Origin of the sequence: Nonomuraea sp. NPDC050540 (assembly GCF_044457485.1) — a bacterium.
Taxonomy (GTDB): Bacteria; Actinomycetota; Actinomycetes; order Streptosporangiales; family Streptosporangiaceae; genus Nonomuraea.
Window position 1 is genome coordinate 78,284 of the sequence record NZ_JBITHA010000019.1, and the last position, 15,731, is coordinate 94,014.

A 15,731-nucleotide genomic window follows, 5' to 3' on the forward strand; every position below is an offset into this window, starting at 1 on the left:
TCAGGAGATCTCAGGACAGGGCCCGGCTCAGCTTCTTCTTGAGCCGCGACAGCGGGCTCGGCTGCTCCGAGCCGGGCAGCAGGCCGACCGCGGAAAGGCGCTGCTTCTTGAAGTAGCGGCCACTGCCGTGGGCCTCGATGAACGCCGCCGCCCGGGGACGCAGCTCGGGATGGGACTCCGGCTGCATGCAGTACCCGACCGCCTGGACCACCTCTTCCACCGGCGGCCGCCCGTCGCACAGCAGCGCGTCCACGATCGTGGCCGGGATGCGGTTGCTGTTCTCGTACGGCGACAGCCGTTCCAGCACCAGCTCGGTCCCGAACGCGGCGGCCGGCAGCCCGTAGAAGTGCCGGGCGCTGACCAGCCCGGTCGAGAAGCAGCCCACGACCAGCTCCGGCCGCAGCGCCGAGAAGCACACCTCGGCCGGCACGCTCTCGTCGGCCACCGACAGCTTCACCCCGAGCGGCTCGGCCGCGGCCCGCAGCAGCCGGGCGTGCCGGCGTCCCGCCGCCGGGTGCGGCTTGAACACGACGCTGGAGTAGCCGAGGTCGGCCAGGGCGCGCAGCATCGACTCGTGCAGCGACGCCTCCTCCTGCGGGGTGAGGATCTCCAGCGCCGACAGGTACTGGCCCAGGATCATCGCCTGACCGGCCAGCATGTCGGGGGCGGTCGCGGCCACCTCGGTGACGATCCGCAGGAACGCGTCGTCGGAGATGGTCGAGGCGGCCACGCCGTACTCGCTGAGCAGCATGGGCGACAGGCCCGGCAGCAGGTCGAGGTGGAGCAGGCGGGTGATGCGGCGGAAGATCTCGGCGGGCAGCGGGTCGCGGGTGGGGCCGTAGCTCATCAGGCCGTCGGCGTAGACGGTGATGGGGCAGTCGCGCACCAGACCGGCGATCGTGCGCGCGGGCGGCACCGCGATCGACTCCAGCACCAGCTCGTCGACCCGGTCCAGCCTGAGGTGCGTGCGCAGCAGCCGCTCCAGCATCGGCACCTCGATGACGCGGGCCTTCCACGCCGACGGGTGCAGCGGCGCGATCAGCTCGTTCCACGACACCACCTCGTCGAAGCGCGAGCGCAGCACCGCGAAACCGGGCGTGCCGTCCAGCGGCAGCGAGACCTCGGGCACCGCGGCGTTGTTCGACACCAGCAGCGTTCTCCGGCCCTCGTGCGGGCCGAAGGCGCCCTCGTCGATCGCCGCGGCCAGCGACATCGCGCCGTAGAGCGTGGAGGCGTAGAACACCTGCGTCATGCCAGCTCCTCCCGGTCCCGGCGCAGGCGCAGGGCCTTGCCGGGCAGGTCGGGGACGAGCGCGCGCAGCACTTCCTCGCGCTCGACGGACATCCGCGCGACCGAGTCGGCCACGAGGTCGGCGGGCAGGCCGCGCACCATGGCGGCCCCGCGCTCGGTGAAGCGGGCGCGCAGCTCCGGGGTGAAGCGGTCGGCCAGCTCCAGGTGGTGAGCGAGCAGGGCGCAGAAGTTGCGCACCGCCTTGCTCAGATACCGTGCTTCGAGATCCTTGAAGACCAGGTCGAAGGCGTCGAAGAAGTGCAGTTGCCGCTCGTCGCCCACCTGGGTGAGCGAGCCGGAGACCTGCCGCCGGTAGAAGACGCCGGCCGCCGACACCACCGCGAACGTGGCCGCCTCGCGGTGCAGCCGCCAGATCCACGGCCGGTCCTCGGCGGTGTGCAGCGATCCGGGGAACTGCAGCAGGTCGCGCAGCGAGCGCCGGTAGACCCCCGCCCACGCGTACGGGTAGTCGACCATGGTCTTCACCTCGGCGGGCAGGATCGCCTCCTTCGGGTCGACGACCACGCCCCGCCGGGCCCATGGAGCGCGGTGCACGACCCGGTTGCGGCCGGTGACCTGCACGTGGTCGGCACGGACGAAGTCGCAGCCGAGCCCCTCGATGGCGGTGACCATCTCGGCCAGGTAACCCGGGGCCAGCCAGTCGTCGCCGTCGAGGAAGCTCACGTAGCGGCCGGTGGCCGCGGCCAGCCCGGCATTGCGGGCGTCGGCCAGGCCCACCGGCGTCAGGTGCCGCAGCACCGACAGGCCCGGCACCGCCGCGTCCTCGACGATCTGCCCGGTGGCGTCCACGGAGCCGTCGTCCACGACGATGAACTCGAAGTCCGGCCGCGCGTTGCGGGCCAGCGAGGCCACGCAGTCACCGATGTAGGCCTCGCCGTCCCGCACCGGGACGATCACTGTGAGCAGTGCCGCCATCAGACGGTGATGCGGCGCAGGCGGGCCTTGGGGGCCTCCTCACCGGGGAAGACGCGCTTGACGCCGTCGCCCAGTGCCTGCTCGATGATGCGGATGTCGCGCACCAGGTGCTCCAGCCCCGCCGGTTCGAGTGAGGCGGCGTGGTCGGAGCCCCACATGGTCCGGTCGAGGGTGATGTGCCGCTCCACCGCCACCGCGCCGAGCGTGACCGCGGCCAGCGAGATCTGCAGGCCGCGCTCGTGTCCGGAGTAGCCGATCGGCACGCCGTACCGCTGCTTGAGCGTGGTGATCGTGCGGAGGTTGGCCTCCTCGGGAGGAAGCGGGTAGGTGCTGGTGGCGTGCATGATGATCAGCTTGTCGGTGCCGAGGATCTCGACGGCCTCGTCGATCTCCGGCAGCGTGGACATGCCGGTCGACAGGATGAGCGGCTTGCCGGTCGCGGCGAGCGCGCGCAGCAGTTCCCGGTCGGCGACGCTGGCCGACGCGATCTTGTGCACCGGGACGTCCATCTCCTCCAGGAAATCCACGGAGGGCACGTCCCACGGCGAGGCGAACCACTGGATGCCCCGCTCGTCGCAGTACTTGGAGATCTGGGTGTACTCGTCGCGGCCGAACTCGGTCCGCTCCTTGTACTCCAGATAGGTCATCTCGCCCCACGGCGTCTGCCGGATCTGCGAGCGCTGCTCCACCGGTACGCAGATCGACGGCGTGCGCTTCTGGAACTTCACCGCCTGGCAGCCCGCGTCGGCCGCCACGTCGATGAGCCGGCGCGCCAGCTCCAGGTCGCCGTTGTGGTTGATGCCGATCTCGCCGATCATGTACACCGGCTGGTCGTCGCCGACCAGGATGTCGCCGACCGCCACCGGCGCCGACTTCAGCCGCAGCGCCGCACGGACCTGCGCGGGCTCGCCCACGGGCTCCGGCCGCGCCGCCGTCACCCGGTCACACAGCTCGCGTACGGCTCCCGCCCCGCCCGCCCTGGTCAGCACGACGCGCGCGGCGGCACGTACCCGGGGGTGCGCGTCGGGCACCGCCACCGGCCAGCCCACCAGCCCCATCGGGCCGAGGTCGTTGACGTCGTTGCCGACGTAGGCGACGCGGGCCGGGTCGAGGCCCTCGATGGCCAGCCAGTCGCGCAGCACCGTCGCCTTGTCGGCCAGCCCCTGCAGCACCGGCACGCCGAGCTTGCGGGCCCGTGCGGCCACGACCGGGTTGTGCTCGGTGGACATCACGAGCAGCTTGACCCCTGCCCGGCGCAGCAGGGCGATGCCCATGCCGTCGGAGCGGTTGACGAGGACCATCTCACGGCCGTCGGAGTCGACGTAGGCGCGGTCGTCGGTGTGCACGCCGTCGAAGTCGGTGATGACGGCGTCGACGTCGATCGGCTCAGGGGTGTCGACGAACGGGGCGAGCGCGCGCACGATCTCCAGGTCGGCGGCGGAGTCCACCTCGACCGAGTGGCTCGGGGAGACCGGCTGGACGGCGACCTCGCCGAAGAAGCGGTGGCCGTGCTCGCGCAGGCCGGCCGCGCGCATGACGTAGAAGGCGCCGGTCTCGCGGTACTGCGGGTCGAGCTGCTGGCGGGGCAGGCGTACCGAGCGGTCATGGTTGATGCCGACGCCCGCGGCGTTCCATAGGAACTCGTGGGTCGCGGTCGCGGAGAAGACCGCGTCTGCCCCGCCGTCCAGGACCTTGGAGATCGCCACGTCGAGGTCGGCCGGGTCGATGAAGGCGCTGGTGCACTGCACCAGAAGCACGACTTCGGGCTCTTCCCGCGCGGTGTCGAGCGCGTGCAGCACCGCGGACTCGCTGGAGGCCGACGGGCCGCTCAGCTCCGCCGGGCGGTCCACGACCCGGGCCCCGGCCTCGCGCGCCGCGGTGGCGATCCCCTCGTGGTCGGTGCTGACGACGACCTGGTCGATCAGCTCCGCGCGCACGCAGGCGCGTACGGCCCGCGTGACCAGCGGGATGCCGCCCACCGGGGCGAGGTTCTTCAGGGGGACGCCCACAGAACCTCCGCGGGCGGGAATGACGGCCAGGACTCGCAAGGTGACTCCTTGAGATACGTAGGTGCCACCCGAAGCTAGGCCCCCGAATTGAACCCCGAATTAACTGCGCGGGGTCATCCGGTAGAGAAGTTCTGGCCGTCCGACGCCCCCGTAGCGCGGGAGCCGTACCGCTGAGCCGATTTCTACTAGATATTCCAGATATCGGCGGGCGGTGACGCGCGACATTCCGGTCGCCGTGCCCAGGGCCTGCGCGGACATCCCCTCCTCGGCCGTGCTCAGCTCCGCGGCGACGGCGTCCAGGGTGTCCTGCTGCATGCCCTTGGGCAGGCGCGAGGTCCCGCGCAACGTGCCCAGGACCCGGTCCACGTCGCCCTGGCCGATGATCTGCCCGGCGTCCTGGCGAAATCTGGCGTACCTCTCGAGTTTCTCGTGGAGGGCGGTGAAGGTGAACGGTTTGAGAAGGTATTGCGAGATGCCCAGAGAAACGGCGGAGCGCACCATCGCCAGGTCGCGCGCGGAGGTGATGGCGATGACGTCGCACAGCAGGCCGCCGGCGCGCACGGCGCGGATGACCTCGAGTCCGTGCATGTCGGGCAGGTAGAGGTCGAGCAGGATCAGGTCCACCGGGCCGGCGCGCAGGAAGCGCAGCGCCTCGCCGCCGGAGCGGACCACCCCGGCCACCTCGAAGCCGGGGACGCGCTCCACGTAGATGCGGTTGGCCTCGGCCGTGATCTCCTCGTCCTCGACGACGAGCACGGAGATCACGGCAGCCTCACCGTGAAGGCCGAGCCGTCCACCTCGATGGTGCCGCCCAGGCGGCGTACCGCCTGGCCGACCAGCGCGAGGCCGAGCCCCCTGCCGTCGCCCTTGGTCGTCCATCCCTTCGCGAACGCCTCCGGTTCCGGCAGCCCCGGGCCGTCGTCGCTCACCCTGACCAGGATCCCGTCCGGTTCCGTGCGCACCGTCACCTCCACGCGCGAGGCCACCTCGATCGCGTTGTCCAGCAGGTTGCCGACGATCGTCACCAGGTCGCGCGCCGCCATCTCCACGTCGTCCAGCCGGCTGTCCTCGCTGATCACCAGCTCCACGCCGCGTTCGGCGGCCTGGGCGCTCTTGCCCAGCAGCAGCGCGGCCAGGACCGGCTCGCGCACCGAACCCACCACCCGGTCGGTGAGTTCCTGCGCCGAGCGCAGCTCCGCCGTCGCGAAGGCCACCGCCTGCTCGGCCCGCCCCAGCTCCACCAGCGTGATCACGGTGTGCAGGCGGTTGGCCGCCTCGTGCGCCGCCGAGCGCAGCGACTCGGCGAAGCCCCGCTCGGCGTCGAGCTGCCCGGCCAGCGCCTGCAGCTCCGTGTGGTCGCGCACGGTCACCACCGCGCCCAGCTCGCTGGGCGCGCTGCTCACCTGCAGGACCCGGTCCCCGATCAGGTGCACGCGGTCCTCGCCGAGCTCGGGCGCGGGCCGTCCCTCCGCGTCGGGCGGCAGTTCCAGCAGCGTGCGGGCCGCGTCGTTGCAGAGCGTCAGCGTCCCGTCCCTGCCGACGAGAAGCAGTCCTTCCCGTACGGCATGCAGCACCGCCTCGTGGTGGGCATGGATGCGCCCCAGTTCCACCGGCCCGAGCCCGTGGGTCTGGCGGCGCAGCCGGGCGGTGACCAGCCAGGTGCCCGCCCCGCCCGCGAGCAGCGCCAGCAGGGCCACCAGCCCCCAGACGAGCTGGTCGTAGAGCCGGGCGGTGATCCGGTCGATCGTGAAGCCCACGCTGACCAGCGCGACGACCCGTCCGTCGCGCGTCACCGGGGTGACGGCGCGCTTGGAGGGGCCGAGCGTGCCGGTGTAGGTCTCGGTGAAGGTGTTCCCGGCCAGCGCCGGGGCCGTGTGGCCGAGGAAGCGCTTGCCGATCTCCGCCGGTTTCGGGTGGGTGTATCGGGTGCCGTCCGGCCTCATGATGGTCACGAAGTCGACGCCGGTGCGCAGCCGTACCCGCTCGGCGTAGGGCTGCAGCGTCGCCGACGGATCGGCCGCGCCGAGGCCGGCCAGCACGTCCGGCGAGGTGGCGACGGTCTGCGCGACCGCGCTCGCCGTGTTCGCCGCCTCCTCCGTGAGCAGATGGTGGGCCTGCACCACCGCCAGCACCGCCCCGCCCGCCACGGTGACGGCGACCACCACCAACTGCAGTAGGAGCATCTGACCTGCGAGGCTCCAGCGCCTCATCGATCCTCCCGATGTACGAAATGAACGCAATGGTGACCTGGGTCACTGTGCAGCGCATAGTCGCACAACCAGAAGTTTCCTCCAAAGCCGGAGACCCCCCATGCGTGATCGCACCCGCTATCTCTACCTGGCCGTCATCGTCGCGGTGGTGGCCGGAATCGCCATCGGACTCGTCTGGCCGGACGTCGGCAAGGAGCTCAAACCCCTGGGCACGGGCTTCGTGGCGCTGATCAAGATGATGATCAGCCCGATCATCTTCTGCACCATCGTGCTCGGCGTCGGCTCGGTCACCAAGGCGGCCAAGGTCGGCAAGGTCGGCGGTCTCGCGCTCGGCTACTTCATCGCCATGTCGACCGTCGCGCTCGTCATCGGCCTGGTCGTGGGCAACATGCTCGACCCCGGCGCCGGGCTGCAGCTGACCGACGCGGCCAAGGAGTCGGCGGCGGCGGAGGCGGCCAAGGGCGGCGAGGCCAGCACCACGGACTTCCTGCTCGGCATCATCCCGACCACGCTCGTGTCGGCGTTCACCGAGGGACAGGTGCTGCAGACGCTGCTCGTGGCGCTGCTGGCCGGCTTCGCCCTGCAGGCCATGGGCGCCAAGGCGACGCCGGTACTCAACGGCATCGGGCACATCCAGCGGCTCGTGTTCCGGATCCTCGCCATGATCATGTGGGCCGCGCCGGTGGGCGCCTTCGGCGCGATCGCCGCGGTGGTGGGCTCGACCGGGGTCAAGGCGCTGCAGTCGCTGGCCGTCATCATGATCGGCTTCTACGCGACCTGCCTGCTGTTCGTCGGGCTGGTGCTCGGGCCGATGTTGTGGCTGGTCGCCCGGATCAACCTGTGGTCGCTGCTGCGCTACCTCGGGCGGGAGTTCCTGCTCATCCTGTCCACGTCGTCGTCGGAGTCGGCGCTGCCGCGGCTCATCGCCAAGATGGAGCACCTCGGCGTCAGCCGTCCGGTCGTGGGCATCACGGTGCCGACCGGCTACTCCTTCAACCTCGACGGCACCGCCATCTACCTGACCATGGCCACGCTCTTCATCGCCTCCGCCACCGGGGCGCCGCTGGGGGTGGGGGAGCAGATCTCCCTGCTGCTGTTCATGGTCATCGCCTCGAAGGGGGCGGCGGGCGTGACCGGGGCCGGGCTGGCCACGCTGGCGGGCGGGCTGCAGTCGCACCGGCCCGAGCTCGTGGACGGGGTCGGGCTCATCGTCGGCATCGACCGGTTCATGTCCGAGGCGCGGGCGCTGACGAACTTCGCGGGCAACGCGGTGGCGACGGTGCTGGTGGGGACGTGGACCAGGGAGTTCGACCGGGAGCGGGCCCTGGACGTGCTGGAGGGGCGGGCGCCGTTCGACGAGGCGACGTTGCTGGACGAGGACGAGCACACACCCGACAAGCCCGGCTCCCGCACCCCCGACATGCAACCCGTCAGCTAGCCCCTTCCCGCCAGACCACCTTCTCGGGTCAAACCCCTCGGGGGTCACCGCTCTGAGGGGGTCACGGCCCTGGGGGTCACACCCCCAGGGCCACTCCTCTGCCCGAGGGCCGCCGCCCGGGGTCGCCGCCCTGGGGGTCACCTCTCCGCCCTGCTCCCGCCCGAGGAGGGCTGACCCTCCGGGGTTCCAGGAGACGGGATCTCGGGGCCCTCGGGAGGCGTGGGCCGTACCGCTAGAGAGGGGTGGGTTTGCGGCCGATGCCGGCGTATCCCATGCGGGCCAGGTCCTCGTCCAGGAACATCGTGGCCTCGGGGTCGGCGAACGGCCAGACGGTGCCGAGGCCGGTGTCCAGCCCCGGCGGGATCAGCTCGAAGTCGCCGAAGAACGCCTCGATCTCCGTGCCGGGACGGGGGCAGAACGGGGCGCTGGCCTGCTGGTAGACCTCGACGATCTGCTGTGTGCGCTCGCTCTTCCAGTCGGTGCTCAGGTGGGTCAGCGCCAGGTAGCCGCCGGGCGCGAGCGCCTCCCGGTACGCCGCCACGAACCCGTGCGGGTCGTCGGAGTCGGGCACCAGGTGCAGGAAGAACATCATGAGCAGCGCCACCGGCCGCTCGAAGTCGATCAGCTTCCTGACCCCGGGGTCGCCCAGGACGTGCTCCGGCCGCCGGGCGTCGGCCTCCAGCATCAGCACCCGTTCCGGGTCGGCCAGCAGCGCCCGGCCGTGCGTGCAGACGACGGGGTCGTTGTCGACGTAGACGACCTTGGCCTCGGGCGCGTACCGGTGCGCCACCTCGTGCACGTTCTCCCGCGCGGGCAGCCCCGAGCCGAGGTCGATGAACTGCGTGATCCCCTGGTCCACGAGGTAGCGGACCACGCGGCCGATGAACAGGCGGTTCTGCAGCGCTCCCTCGCGGGCCTCGGGCAGGACGGCCAGCACCAGCTCGGCCAGTTCTCTGTCGGCCTGGAAGTTGTCCTTGCCGCCGAGGAAGTAGTCGTACATGCGGGCCGCGTTCGGGATCCGCGGGTCCACGCCCAGGGGAGCCTGCTCCGTCATCCCCACATGATCGCGGCAGGGCGATGCGATTTCTATGGATTCGCGTTATCTGTCCATTGTGTGGGTCCGATTTCCTGTGGGCCGGGGGCCAGCGGGAGGCGTACCACGAAGCGGGCGCCGCCGGGCGCCTCCTCGGCGCTGATGATGCCGCGGTGGGCCAGGGCCACGTCACGGGCTATCGCGAGGCCCAGGCCGGTGCCGCCGGCGTCGCGGCTGCGGGCGGCGTCCAGGCGGGTGAAGCGGTCGAAGATGCGCTCGCGGTCCTGCGTCGGGATCTCGGCCCCGTCGTTGGCGACCTCCAGGACCGCGTAGCCCTCCTCGGCCTCCACGGAGATGGTCACGTGGGTCTCGGCGTGGCGCTCGGCGTTGTCGAGGAGGTTGGTGAGCAGGCGAGACAGCTGCATGCGTACCCCCTCGACGATCACGCCGCCGGCCAGGGCGTCGCGCACGGGGATGGGGTCGTGGCGGCCCATGAGCTCCTCGCGCACCAGCTCCGACAGGTCGACCGCCTCCTTGGCCACGTCCACGCGCGAGCCGATGCGGGCCAGCAGGAGCAGGTCGGTGATGATGGCCTCCAGCCGGTCGGTGTCGCGCAGGGCGCCGGCGACGAGCTCGCTCACGTCGGTGTCCTCCGGGTAGAGCTGGGCGGACTCCAGCTGGGCGCGCAGGCCGGCGATGGGCGTGCGCAGTTCGTGGGAGGCGTCGGAGGCGAACTGGCGCTGCTGGTCGGCCGAGCGTTCGAGGCGGGCGAGCGTGCTGTTGATGGAGCGGGCCAGCTCGGCCACCTCGTCGTCGCCAGGGGGCTGGGCCACGCGGCGGCTGAGGTCGCTGGCGTTGACGGCGTCGAGTTCTGCGCGCATCACGGCGACGGGGCGCAGCGCGCGGCCGGTGACCAGCCAGGTGGCCCAGGACGCCAGCCCCACCAGGAGCGCCACCTGCGTGAACACCACGGCTTCCAGCACCCGCGTGGACAGCACGCCGGGAGTGGCGCGGCCGGCGTAGACGACGAGGGAGTCGGGGGAGGTGTCGATCCGGATGGCGCTCAGATGGACGCACAGCTCGTCCTGGCACCTGACGGAGCTCATGATGCGGTTGTCGGGCGGCGGCCACAGCGTGGTGAGCGGCGGCATGTTCGCGGCGGCGGCGCTGCGCGCGATGACCCGCCCGCCCGGCTGGACGACCTGGATGAGGTTCACGGTGGCGTCGGTCAGCGGGATCGTGCCCCCGCGCAGGCCGCCGTCGCGCACCTGGGCGGACACCTGTGAGGCCGCCTCGCGGGTGGAGCGCCACAGGCCGTTCTCCACCACGGATCTGGCCACCGCGACGCCGCCGACCCCAGCCGGGATCAGCACGGACGCGGCCACTGCGGTGGCGATGAGCGTGACCCGTCCGCGCAGGGACCCCGCCCATATGCGTGACACGTCCCGAGGCTACTAAGTGTGATTTGTCGTGCACGCGGAAGAGACGAAAGGTTTGCGCGATCCATACGGTAAAAGACCGGTTCAGCGGGGTGCCGTAGAACCCCTGACGACCAGCGAGACCGGCAGCAGCAGCGACCGGGCGGGCCGCTCGGGATCCTCGATGCCCTCGAGCAGCATGCGCGCCGCCTCCACCCCGACGTCGTGGTGCGGCACGTGCACGGTGGTCAGCGGCGGGCGCAGCTTGTCGAGGAACGGCATGTCGTTGAAGCCCACCACGCTGATGTCGCCGGGGCAGTCGATCCCGCGCTCGCCGAAGACGTCGTAGCAGCCCAGGGCGATCAGGTCGTTGCCCGCCACCACCGCCGTGACGTCCGTGCGCGCGTCCAGCAGCGAGCGCGCCGCGCTCGCCCCCGCCTCCTCGCCCCACTGCGCGCACTCCACGACGAGCCCCGGCTCGTCGGACAGTCCCAGATCCCGTACGGCATGCCGGAACGCCTTGGCCCTGGCCGTCCCCGTCGAGGTGGTCTGCGGCCCGGCGAGGTGGGCGATGCGCGTGTGCCCGAGCCCGGCCAGATGGGCGACGGCGGCGCTCACCCCGGCCGCGTCGTCGGCCGTCACGCACGGCACGTCGATGCCCTCGACCCGCCGGTTGACCAGCACGAGCGGCACACCGGCCGCGTGCAGCTCGGACAGCAGCGGGTGCTCCAGCCGCGCGGTCGCCACGATCAATCCCTCGACCTGCCGCGAGCGCAGCGACTCGATGAGCTTGCGCTCGCGCTGCGGGTCGTTGTCGGTGTTGACGATCCACCCGCTGTAGCCGCCGGCCTCCAGCGCGCTCTCGATGCCGCGCACGATCGGCGGGAACAGCGGGTTGGTGATGTCGGGGATGACCAGGCCGACCGTGCGCGAGCGGGAGGTGCGCAGGCTGAGCGCGATCGGGTTGGGCTGGTAGCCGAGGTCCTTGGCGGCCTTGCGCACCCGGCGCACGGTGTCGGCGCCGACCTGGTTCTGCGTCCGGGGGTTCAGCGCCCGCGAGACGGTGGTGGTGTGGACGCCCACGGCCTCGGCGATGTCGCGCAGAGTCGGAGCGGATGGCCGGTTGGCTTTCATCGGCCGGGCTCTCCTTCTGGTCGGATCCATCGTTTGCGTCCCAGGGCCCCGAAGAGGCCGAGCGGAGCGGCCAGCGCCGCTGCCCAGCCGAAGATCTGAGCATACCGGTGCTGCTCGGCCAGACCGGCGACCACGACGGCGGCCACCGCGCTGCCGAGGAAAAGGGACCCGGCGAACGCCGACACCACCGTCGCCCTGGCCGCGGGCAGCACCTCGGTGGCCCAGGTCTGCAGCGAGGAGTGCATGGCGGCCCACGCCGCGCCGAGCAGCGTCGCTCCGGCGAGAGCGGCGGCGGGCGACCTGGACAACGCCACCAGCGCGCAGGCGGCCACCGCGGCGGCGGCGCCGTACGCGATGAGCCGCCAGGCGTGCACACGACGCGAGAGAAAGCCGACGAGCTGCGAGAACGCCAGGACGGCGATGCCGTAGGCGGCGGTGACGGCGCCCGCGACGGCCGCGTTCACGCCCGCCGCCTCGACGGCGGCGGGCAGCAGCGTCAGCACGCCGATGAGCACGCCGCCCTCGACGAACGCGAGCGCGAGCACGAGCAGCGCGGGCCGCGAGCGCGAGACGGCGGCCAGCGGGGAGAGAAGGCCGAGGTGGGCGCGCGAGCGCGGGGGAGCGGGCAGGCGGCCGAGCGCCCACGCCAGGGCCAGCGCGGCCAGGCCGGTCGCGGCGAAGGCGACCCGCCAGGTGGCGTACTGGACCAGCGCGCCCGCGGCCGTCGAGGCCACCGCGGTGCCCACGGCCACGCCTGCCATCAGGTTCGTGATCTCCCGCTGGCGGCGCTGGGCCGGGACGGTGTCGCCCAGGTAGACCAGGCTGCCGGGGATCGCCGCGGCGAAGCAGGCCCCGGCCAGGCCGCGCGTCAGGGCCAGCGCGAGCGCCGAGCCGGTGAACGCCGAGGCGATCGTGCTCACCGCGCCCAGCGCGAGCGCCACCCGCATGGTCCTGACCAGTCCCGTCCGGTCGGAGACCATCCCCCAGACCGGCTGCATGATCCCGTACGCCAGGACATAGGCGCCGATCGCGTGCACGACCTGCGACAACGGCAGCCCGAGCTGGGCGGCCATCGAGACCATCATGGGCGGCATGGCGAAGCGGTCGAGCGTGCTGACGAACGGGACGGCCAGGAGCAGTCGGGGGGCGGGGGTCATACCTCGATCAGACCACGAGCGGGGTCGAGGGCGCCCACCAGCCCCTCGTCGGGGAGATGGCGCAGCCGCAGGCCGAGTACGGTGCGCAGCGCGCCCTGGTCGACGGCGCCGCCGGGGATCAGCCCTTCGAGCGGGTCCTTGAGGCGCCGGAGGTAGCGGCGGGCCGGCGAATCGGTCAGGCCGAGCGCCGCCCCGGCCTCTTCGAGCACGAGCGCGTCCGCCGTCCCGGCCAGGATGCGGTCGCAGGCCTCGCGCAGCGCTCCGGCCAGCGCCCGCGCCGCCACGAGGTCCGGGCCCTTGGCGGCGAGCACGGTTCCCAGGTACGGCCCGCAGACCTCGGCCAGCCCGGCCAGCCGTACCATGCCCCGGTCCTCGGCGATCAGCTCGTTGCCCGCGTTGAGCATCGTGACCTCGCACCGCCCGGCCAGCAGCGCCTCCAGGCGGCGGGGAGTGGAGCCCATGGCCTCGACCCGGTACTCGCGCAGGCCCACGTGCTCCATCAGCGTGTAGAGCCCGAAGGCGAACCCCGAGCCGGGCACGTCGACTCCGGCGGTCACCGGCCTGGACGGCGTGGGCAGGTGGAGGGCCGGATGGGCGTACAGGCCGAGGCCGAGGCCGCGGTCGACCGCCGAGACGATGCGCACGTCGGCCGTCTCGCCGAGCGGGTTGCCGGCCGTGAAGCGGTAGGCGAGCACGTTGTCCGGGCTGGTCAGCACCGCGTCCACCCGGCCGTCCAGCAGCGCGCGGAACTGCGCGGGCGAGGAGGCGACCGGCTCCTCGGCCACCGTCAGCCCGTACGCGTCGAGCAGCCCGAGGCGGCGGCACACCCGCAACGGCACCGAGGGGCTGAAGGCGCCTAATGTCAGCGAAGTCGATTGCTTTGCTCTTGACATGTTGGGGAATATACTCCCATGCTGCTGGCAGCGCAATCGATTGCGTAACGACGAGGAGGCACGATGAGAGTCGGCTGGATCGGCACCGGCCGCATGGGATACGCCATGGCCGCACGCCTGGCCGGGCCCGGTACGGACCTGGCCGTCTGGAACCGCACCCGCGCCAAGGCCGAGCCGCTCACGGAGCTCGGCGCCACGCTGGCCTCCTCGATCGCTCAGCTGCGCGATCGCGAGGTGGTGTTCACCATGCTGTCCACCTCGGAGGATCTCGCCGAGGTGCTGGGCGAGCTGCTCGGCGGCGAGCGGGCGCCCGGCCTGGTCGTGGACTGCTCGACCGTCTCCGCGCAGGCCTCAGCGCAGGCCAGGCTGGCCTGCTCCGAGCGCGGCGCGGCCTTCCTGGCGGCGCCGGTGAGCGGCAACGCGAAGGTGGCCGCCGCGGGCGGGCTGAGCCTGGTGGTCTCCGGGCCGCGCGAGGACTACGACCGGGCGGAGCCGCTGCTGGTCCGTCTGGGCAGGGCGGTCACCTATGCCGGAGAGGGCGAGAGCGCCCGGCTGGTGAAGATCGCGCACAACCTCATGCTCGGCGTGGTCACCCAGTGCCTGGCGGAGATCACCGTGCTGGCCGAGAAGGGCGGCGTGTCCCGCCACGCCTTCCTGGAGTTCCTCAACAACAGCGTCATGGGCTCGGTGTTCACCCGCTACAAGTCACCGGCCTTCGTCAACCTCGACTACACCCCCACCTTCACCCCCGTCCTGCTGCGCAAGGACTTCGACCTGGGCCTGGCCTGCGCCCGCGAGCTCGGCGTGCCCATGCCGCTGGCCGCGCTGACCGCCCAGCTCGTCCAGGCCGGCGTCAGCACCGGCCGGGTGGAGGAGGACTTCGCGATCCTGCTCGACCTGCAGGCCGCCGCCTCGGGCCTGGAGCTGAAGCCGGAGAACGTGCCCGTCGACGACGGGCTGGGCCGTGCCTGAGGACGCGCGGCCGCTGCCCGCGCCCGGACACATGGCGGTCGACTTCGAGCAGCGCGTCGACTTCGGCCGCTTACGCGCCTACCGGCTGGAACGGGCCCGCGCGGCCCTGGAGGCCGGCGAGTGCGGCGCGTTCCTGCTGTTCGACTTCTACAACATCCGCTACGTCACGCAGACCTGGATCGGCGGCGCGCTCGGGGACAAGATGACCCGATACGCGCTGCTGACCAGGGACAAGCCGCCGATGCTCTGGGACTTCGGCTCGGCCGCCCGCCACCACCGCCTGTTCAGCCCGTGGCTGGACCCGGCCGACTGCCACGCCGGCATGCTGGGCCTGCGCGGCGCGATCGCGCCGAGCGCCGGCCTGATGAGGGAGGCGGTCACCCAGCTCAAGGACCTGCTGGACGACCCGTCCGCCCCGGTCGGCGTGGACCTCGTGGAGCCGCCGTTCCTGTTCGAGATGGAGCGTCAGGGGCTTCGGGTACGTGACGCCCAGCAGCACATGCTGAACGCCCGCGAGATCAAGTCCGCCGACGAGATCACGCTGCTCAACCAGGCCGCCGCCATGGTGGACGGCGTCTACCACGACGTGGTCCAGGCGCTCAGGCCCGGCATACGCGAGAACGACATCGTCGCGCTGGTCGCCAAGCGCCTCTACGAGATGGGCTCCGACCAGGTCGAAGCGGTCAACGCGGTCAGCGGCGAACGCTGCAACCCGCACCCGCACAACTTCTCCGACCGCCTCATCCGCCCCGGCGACCAGGCCTTCTTCGACATCATCCACTCCTTCAACGGCTACCGGACCTGCTACTACCGCACCTTCGGCGTCGGCAGCGCCACCGCCGCCCAGCGCGCGGCCTACGCCAGGGCCCGCGAATGGATGGACGCCGCCATCGCCGCGGTCAAGCCCGGAGCGGGCACCGACCAGATCGCCGCGCTCTGGCCCAGGGCGCAGGAGTTCGGCTTCGAGAACGAGATGGCCGCCTTCGGCCTGCAGTTCGGCCACGGCCTGGGCCTGGGCCTGCACGAGCGGCCGATCATCTCGCGGCTCAACAGCATGCGCGAGCCGGTCGAACTGCGTCCCGGCATGGTCTTCGCGCTGGAGACGTACTGCCCGGCGAGCGACGGCTTCTCCGCCGCCCGCATCGAGGAGGAGGTCGTCGTCACCGAGGACGGCGCCCGCCTGCTCACGCTCTTTCCCGCGCAGGACCTCGTCATCGCCAACCCGTACTGAACCGGGAGGT

The 15,731-nt window shown here is 71.9% G+C and carries 13 protein-coding genes; 3 read left to right on the plus strand and 10 right to left on the minus strand.

Features of this window, described 5'->3' with window-relative positions; translation table 11 throughout:
* Positions 1-10: 10 nt before the first annotated feature.
* Genes ACIBI5_RS44030 through ACIBI5_RS44050 form a run of 5 tightly spaced genes read right to left on the minus strand, consistent with a single transcriptional unit; the run spans position 11 to position 6,445 of the window.
* On the minus strand, positions 11-1,252 hold the full coding sequence (locus ACIBI5_RS44030) for a polysialyltransferase family glycosyltransferase (RefSeq protein WP_397256226.1): 1,242 nt from the start codon (positions 1,250-1,252) through the stop codon (positions 11-13).
* Complete coding sequence (locus ACIBI5_RS44035; protein ID WP_397256228.1) at positions 1,249-2,226, minus strand: glycosyltransferase family 2 protein; 978 nt, start codon at positions 2,224-2,226, stop codon at positions 1,249-1,251. Before ACIBI5_RS44035 ends, ACIBI5_RS44030 begins: the two co-directional genes overlap by 4 nt.
* Entirely contained in the window at positions 2,226-4,274 is a 2,049-nt protein-coding gene (locus ACIBI5_RS44040) for an N-acetylneuraminate synthase family protein (RefSeq protein ID WP_397256229.1), read from the minus strand. The genes ACIBI5_RS44035 and ACIBI5_RS44040 overlap by 1 nt, the downstream gene beginning before the upstream one ends.
* Positions 4,275-4,334: 60 nt before the next feature.
* Positions 4,335-5,000 (minus strand): response regulator, encoded by a 666-nt coding sequence (locus tag ACIBI5_RS44045; RefSeq protein WP_397256231.1) that lies wholly within the window; start codon positions 4,998-5,000, stop codon positions 4,335-4,337.
* The gene (locus tag ACIBI5_RS44050; protein WP_397256233.1) at positions 4,997-6,445 is read right to left on the minus strand and encodes an ATP-binding protein; all 1,449 of its coding nucleotides are present in this window, start codon (positions 6,443-6,445) and stop codon (positions 4,997-4,999) included. The genes ACIBI5_RS44045 and ACIBI5_RS44050 overlap by 4 nt, the downstream gene beginning before the upstream one ends.
* Before the next feature lie 100 nt (positions 6,446-6,545).
* On the opposite strand from ACIBI5_RS44050, the gene ACIBI5_RS44055 reads away from it, so the two are divergent.
* Positions 6,546-7,883, plus strand: a complete 1,338-nt coding sequence (locus tag ACIBI5_RS44055; RefSeq protein ID WP_397256235.1) for a cation:dicarboxylate symporter family transporter — start codon at positions 6,546-6,548, stop codon at positions 7,881-7,883.
* Between the two features lie 232 nt (positions 7,884-8,115).
* Here ACIBI5_RS44055 and ACIBI5_RS44060 read toward each other — a convergent pair whose 3' ends face one another.
* The 5 genes from ACIBI5_RS44060 to ACIBI5_RS44080 all read right to left on the minus strand — a co-directional run bounded on the left by ACIBI5_RS44060 (position 8,116) and on the right by ACIBI5_RS44080 (position 13,518).
* Positions 8,116-8,937: an SAM-dependent methyltransferase gene (locus tag ACIBI5_RS44060; protein WP_397256236.1), complete on the minus strand. Its 822-nt coding sequence runs from the start codon at positions 8,935-8,937 to the stop codon at positions 8,116-8,118.
* A gap of 32 nt (positions 8,938-8,969) precedes the next feature.
* On the minus strand, positions 8,970-10,358 hold the full coding sequence (locus ACIBI5_RS44065; RefSeq protein WP_397256238.1) for a sensor histidine kinase: 1,389 nt from the start codon (positions 10,356-10,358) through the stop codon (positions 8,970-8,972).
* Positions 10,359-10,439: 81 nt separating this feature from the next.
* Positions 10,440-11,468 carry a LacI family DNA-binding transcriptional regulator gene (locus ACIBI5_RS44070; protein WP_397256240.1) on the minus strand — a complete coding sequence of 343 codons (1,029 nt, stop codon included), beginning with the start codon at positions 11,466-11,468 and terminating at the stop codon, positions 10,440-10,442.
* On the minus strand, positions 11,465-12,625 hold the full coding sequence (locus ACIBI5_RS44075) for an MFS transporter (protein WP_397256242.1): 1,161 nt from the start codon (positions 12,623-12,625) through the stop codon (positions 11,465-11,467). Before ACIBI5_RS44075 ends, ACIBI5_RS44070 begins: the two co-directional genes overlap by 4 nt.
* A complete protein-coding gene (locus ACIBI5_RS44080) occupies positions 12,622-13,518 on the minus strand; it encodes a hypothetical protein (protein ID WP_397256244.1) in 897 nt (298 codons plus the stop codon). The genes ACIBI5_RS44075 and ACIBI5_RS44080 overlap by 4 nt, the downstream gene beginning before the upstream one ends.
* A 63-nt stretch (positions 13,519-13,581) precedes the next feature.
* Here ACIBI5_RS44080 and ACIBI5_RS44085 point away from each other — a divergent pair, with 63 nt between their 5' ends.
* The gene (locus ACIBI5_RS44085) at positions 13,582-14,490 is read left to right on the plus strand and encodes an NAD(P)-dependent oxidoreductase (protein ID WP_397256245.1); all 909 of its coding nucleotides are present in this window, start codon (positions 13,582-13,584) and stop codon (positions 14,488-14,490) included.
* On the plus strand, positions 14,483-15,721 hold the full coding sequence (locus ACIBI5_RS44090; protein ID WP_397256247.1) for a M24 family metallopeptidase: 1,239 nt from the start codon (positions 14,483-14,485) through the stop codon (positions 15,719-15,721). The genes ACIBI5_RS44085 and ACIBI5_RS44090 overlap by 8 nt, the downstream gene beginning before the upstream one ends.
* The last annotated feature ends 10 nt before the right edge of the window (positions 15,722-15,731 follow it).

Excerpts from the sequence above, each read along its gene's own strand:
- ACIBI5_RS44030 (WP_397256226.1), bottom strand. The coding sequence starts at position 1,252 with ATGACGCAGGTGTTCTACGCCTCCACGCTCTACGGCGCGATGTCGCTG.
- ACIBI5_RS44035 (WP_397256228.1), bottom strand. The coding sequence starts at position 2,226 with ATGGCGGCACTGCTCACAGTGATCGTCCCGGTGCGGGACGGCGAGGCC.
- ACIBI5_RS44050 (WP_397256233.1), bottom strand. The coding sequence starts at position 6,445 with ATGAGGCGCTGGAGCCTCGCAGGTCAGATGCTCCTACTGCAGTTGGTG.
- ACIBI5_RS44055 (WP_397256235.1), top strand. The coding sequence starts at position 6,546 with ATGCGTGATCGCACCCGCTATCTCTACCTGGCCGTCATCGTCGCGGTG.
- ACIBI5_RS44060 (WP_397256236.1), bottom strand. The coding sequence starts at position 8,937 with ATGACGGAGCAGGCTCCCCTGGGCGTGGACCCGCGGATCCCGAACGCG.
- ACIBI5_RS44070 (WP_397256240.1), bottom strand. The coding sequence starts at position 11,468 with ATGAAAGCCAACCGGCCATCCGCTCCGACTCTGCGCGACATCGCCGAG.
- ACIBI5_RS44075 (WP_397256242.1), bottom strand. The coding sequence starts at position 12,625 with ATGACCCCCGCCCCCCGACTGCTCCTGGCCGTCCCGTTCGTCAGCACG.
- ACIBI5_RS44080 (WP_397256244.1), bottom strand. The coding sequence starts at position 13,518 with ATGTCAAGAGCAAAGCAATCGACTTCGCTGACATTAGGCGCCTTCAGC.
- ACIBI5_RS44085 (WP_397256245.1), top strand. The coding sequence starts at position 13,582 with ATGAGAGTCGGCTGGATCGGCACCGGCCGCATGGGATACGCCATGGCC.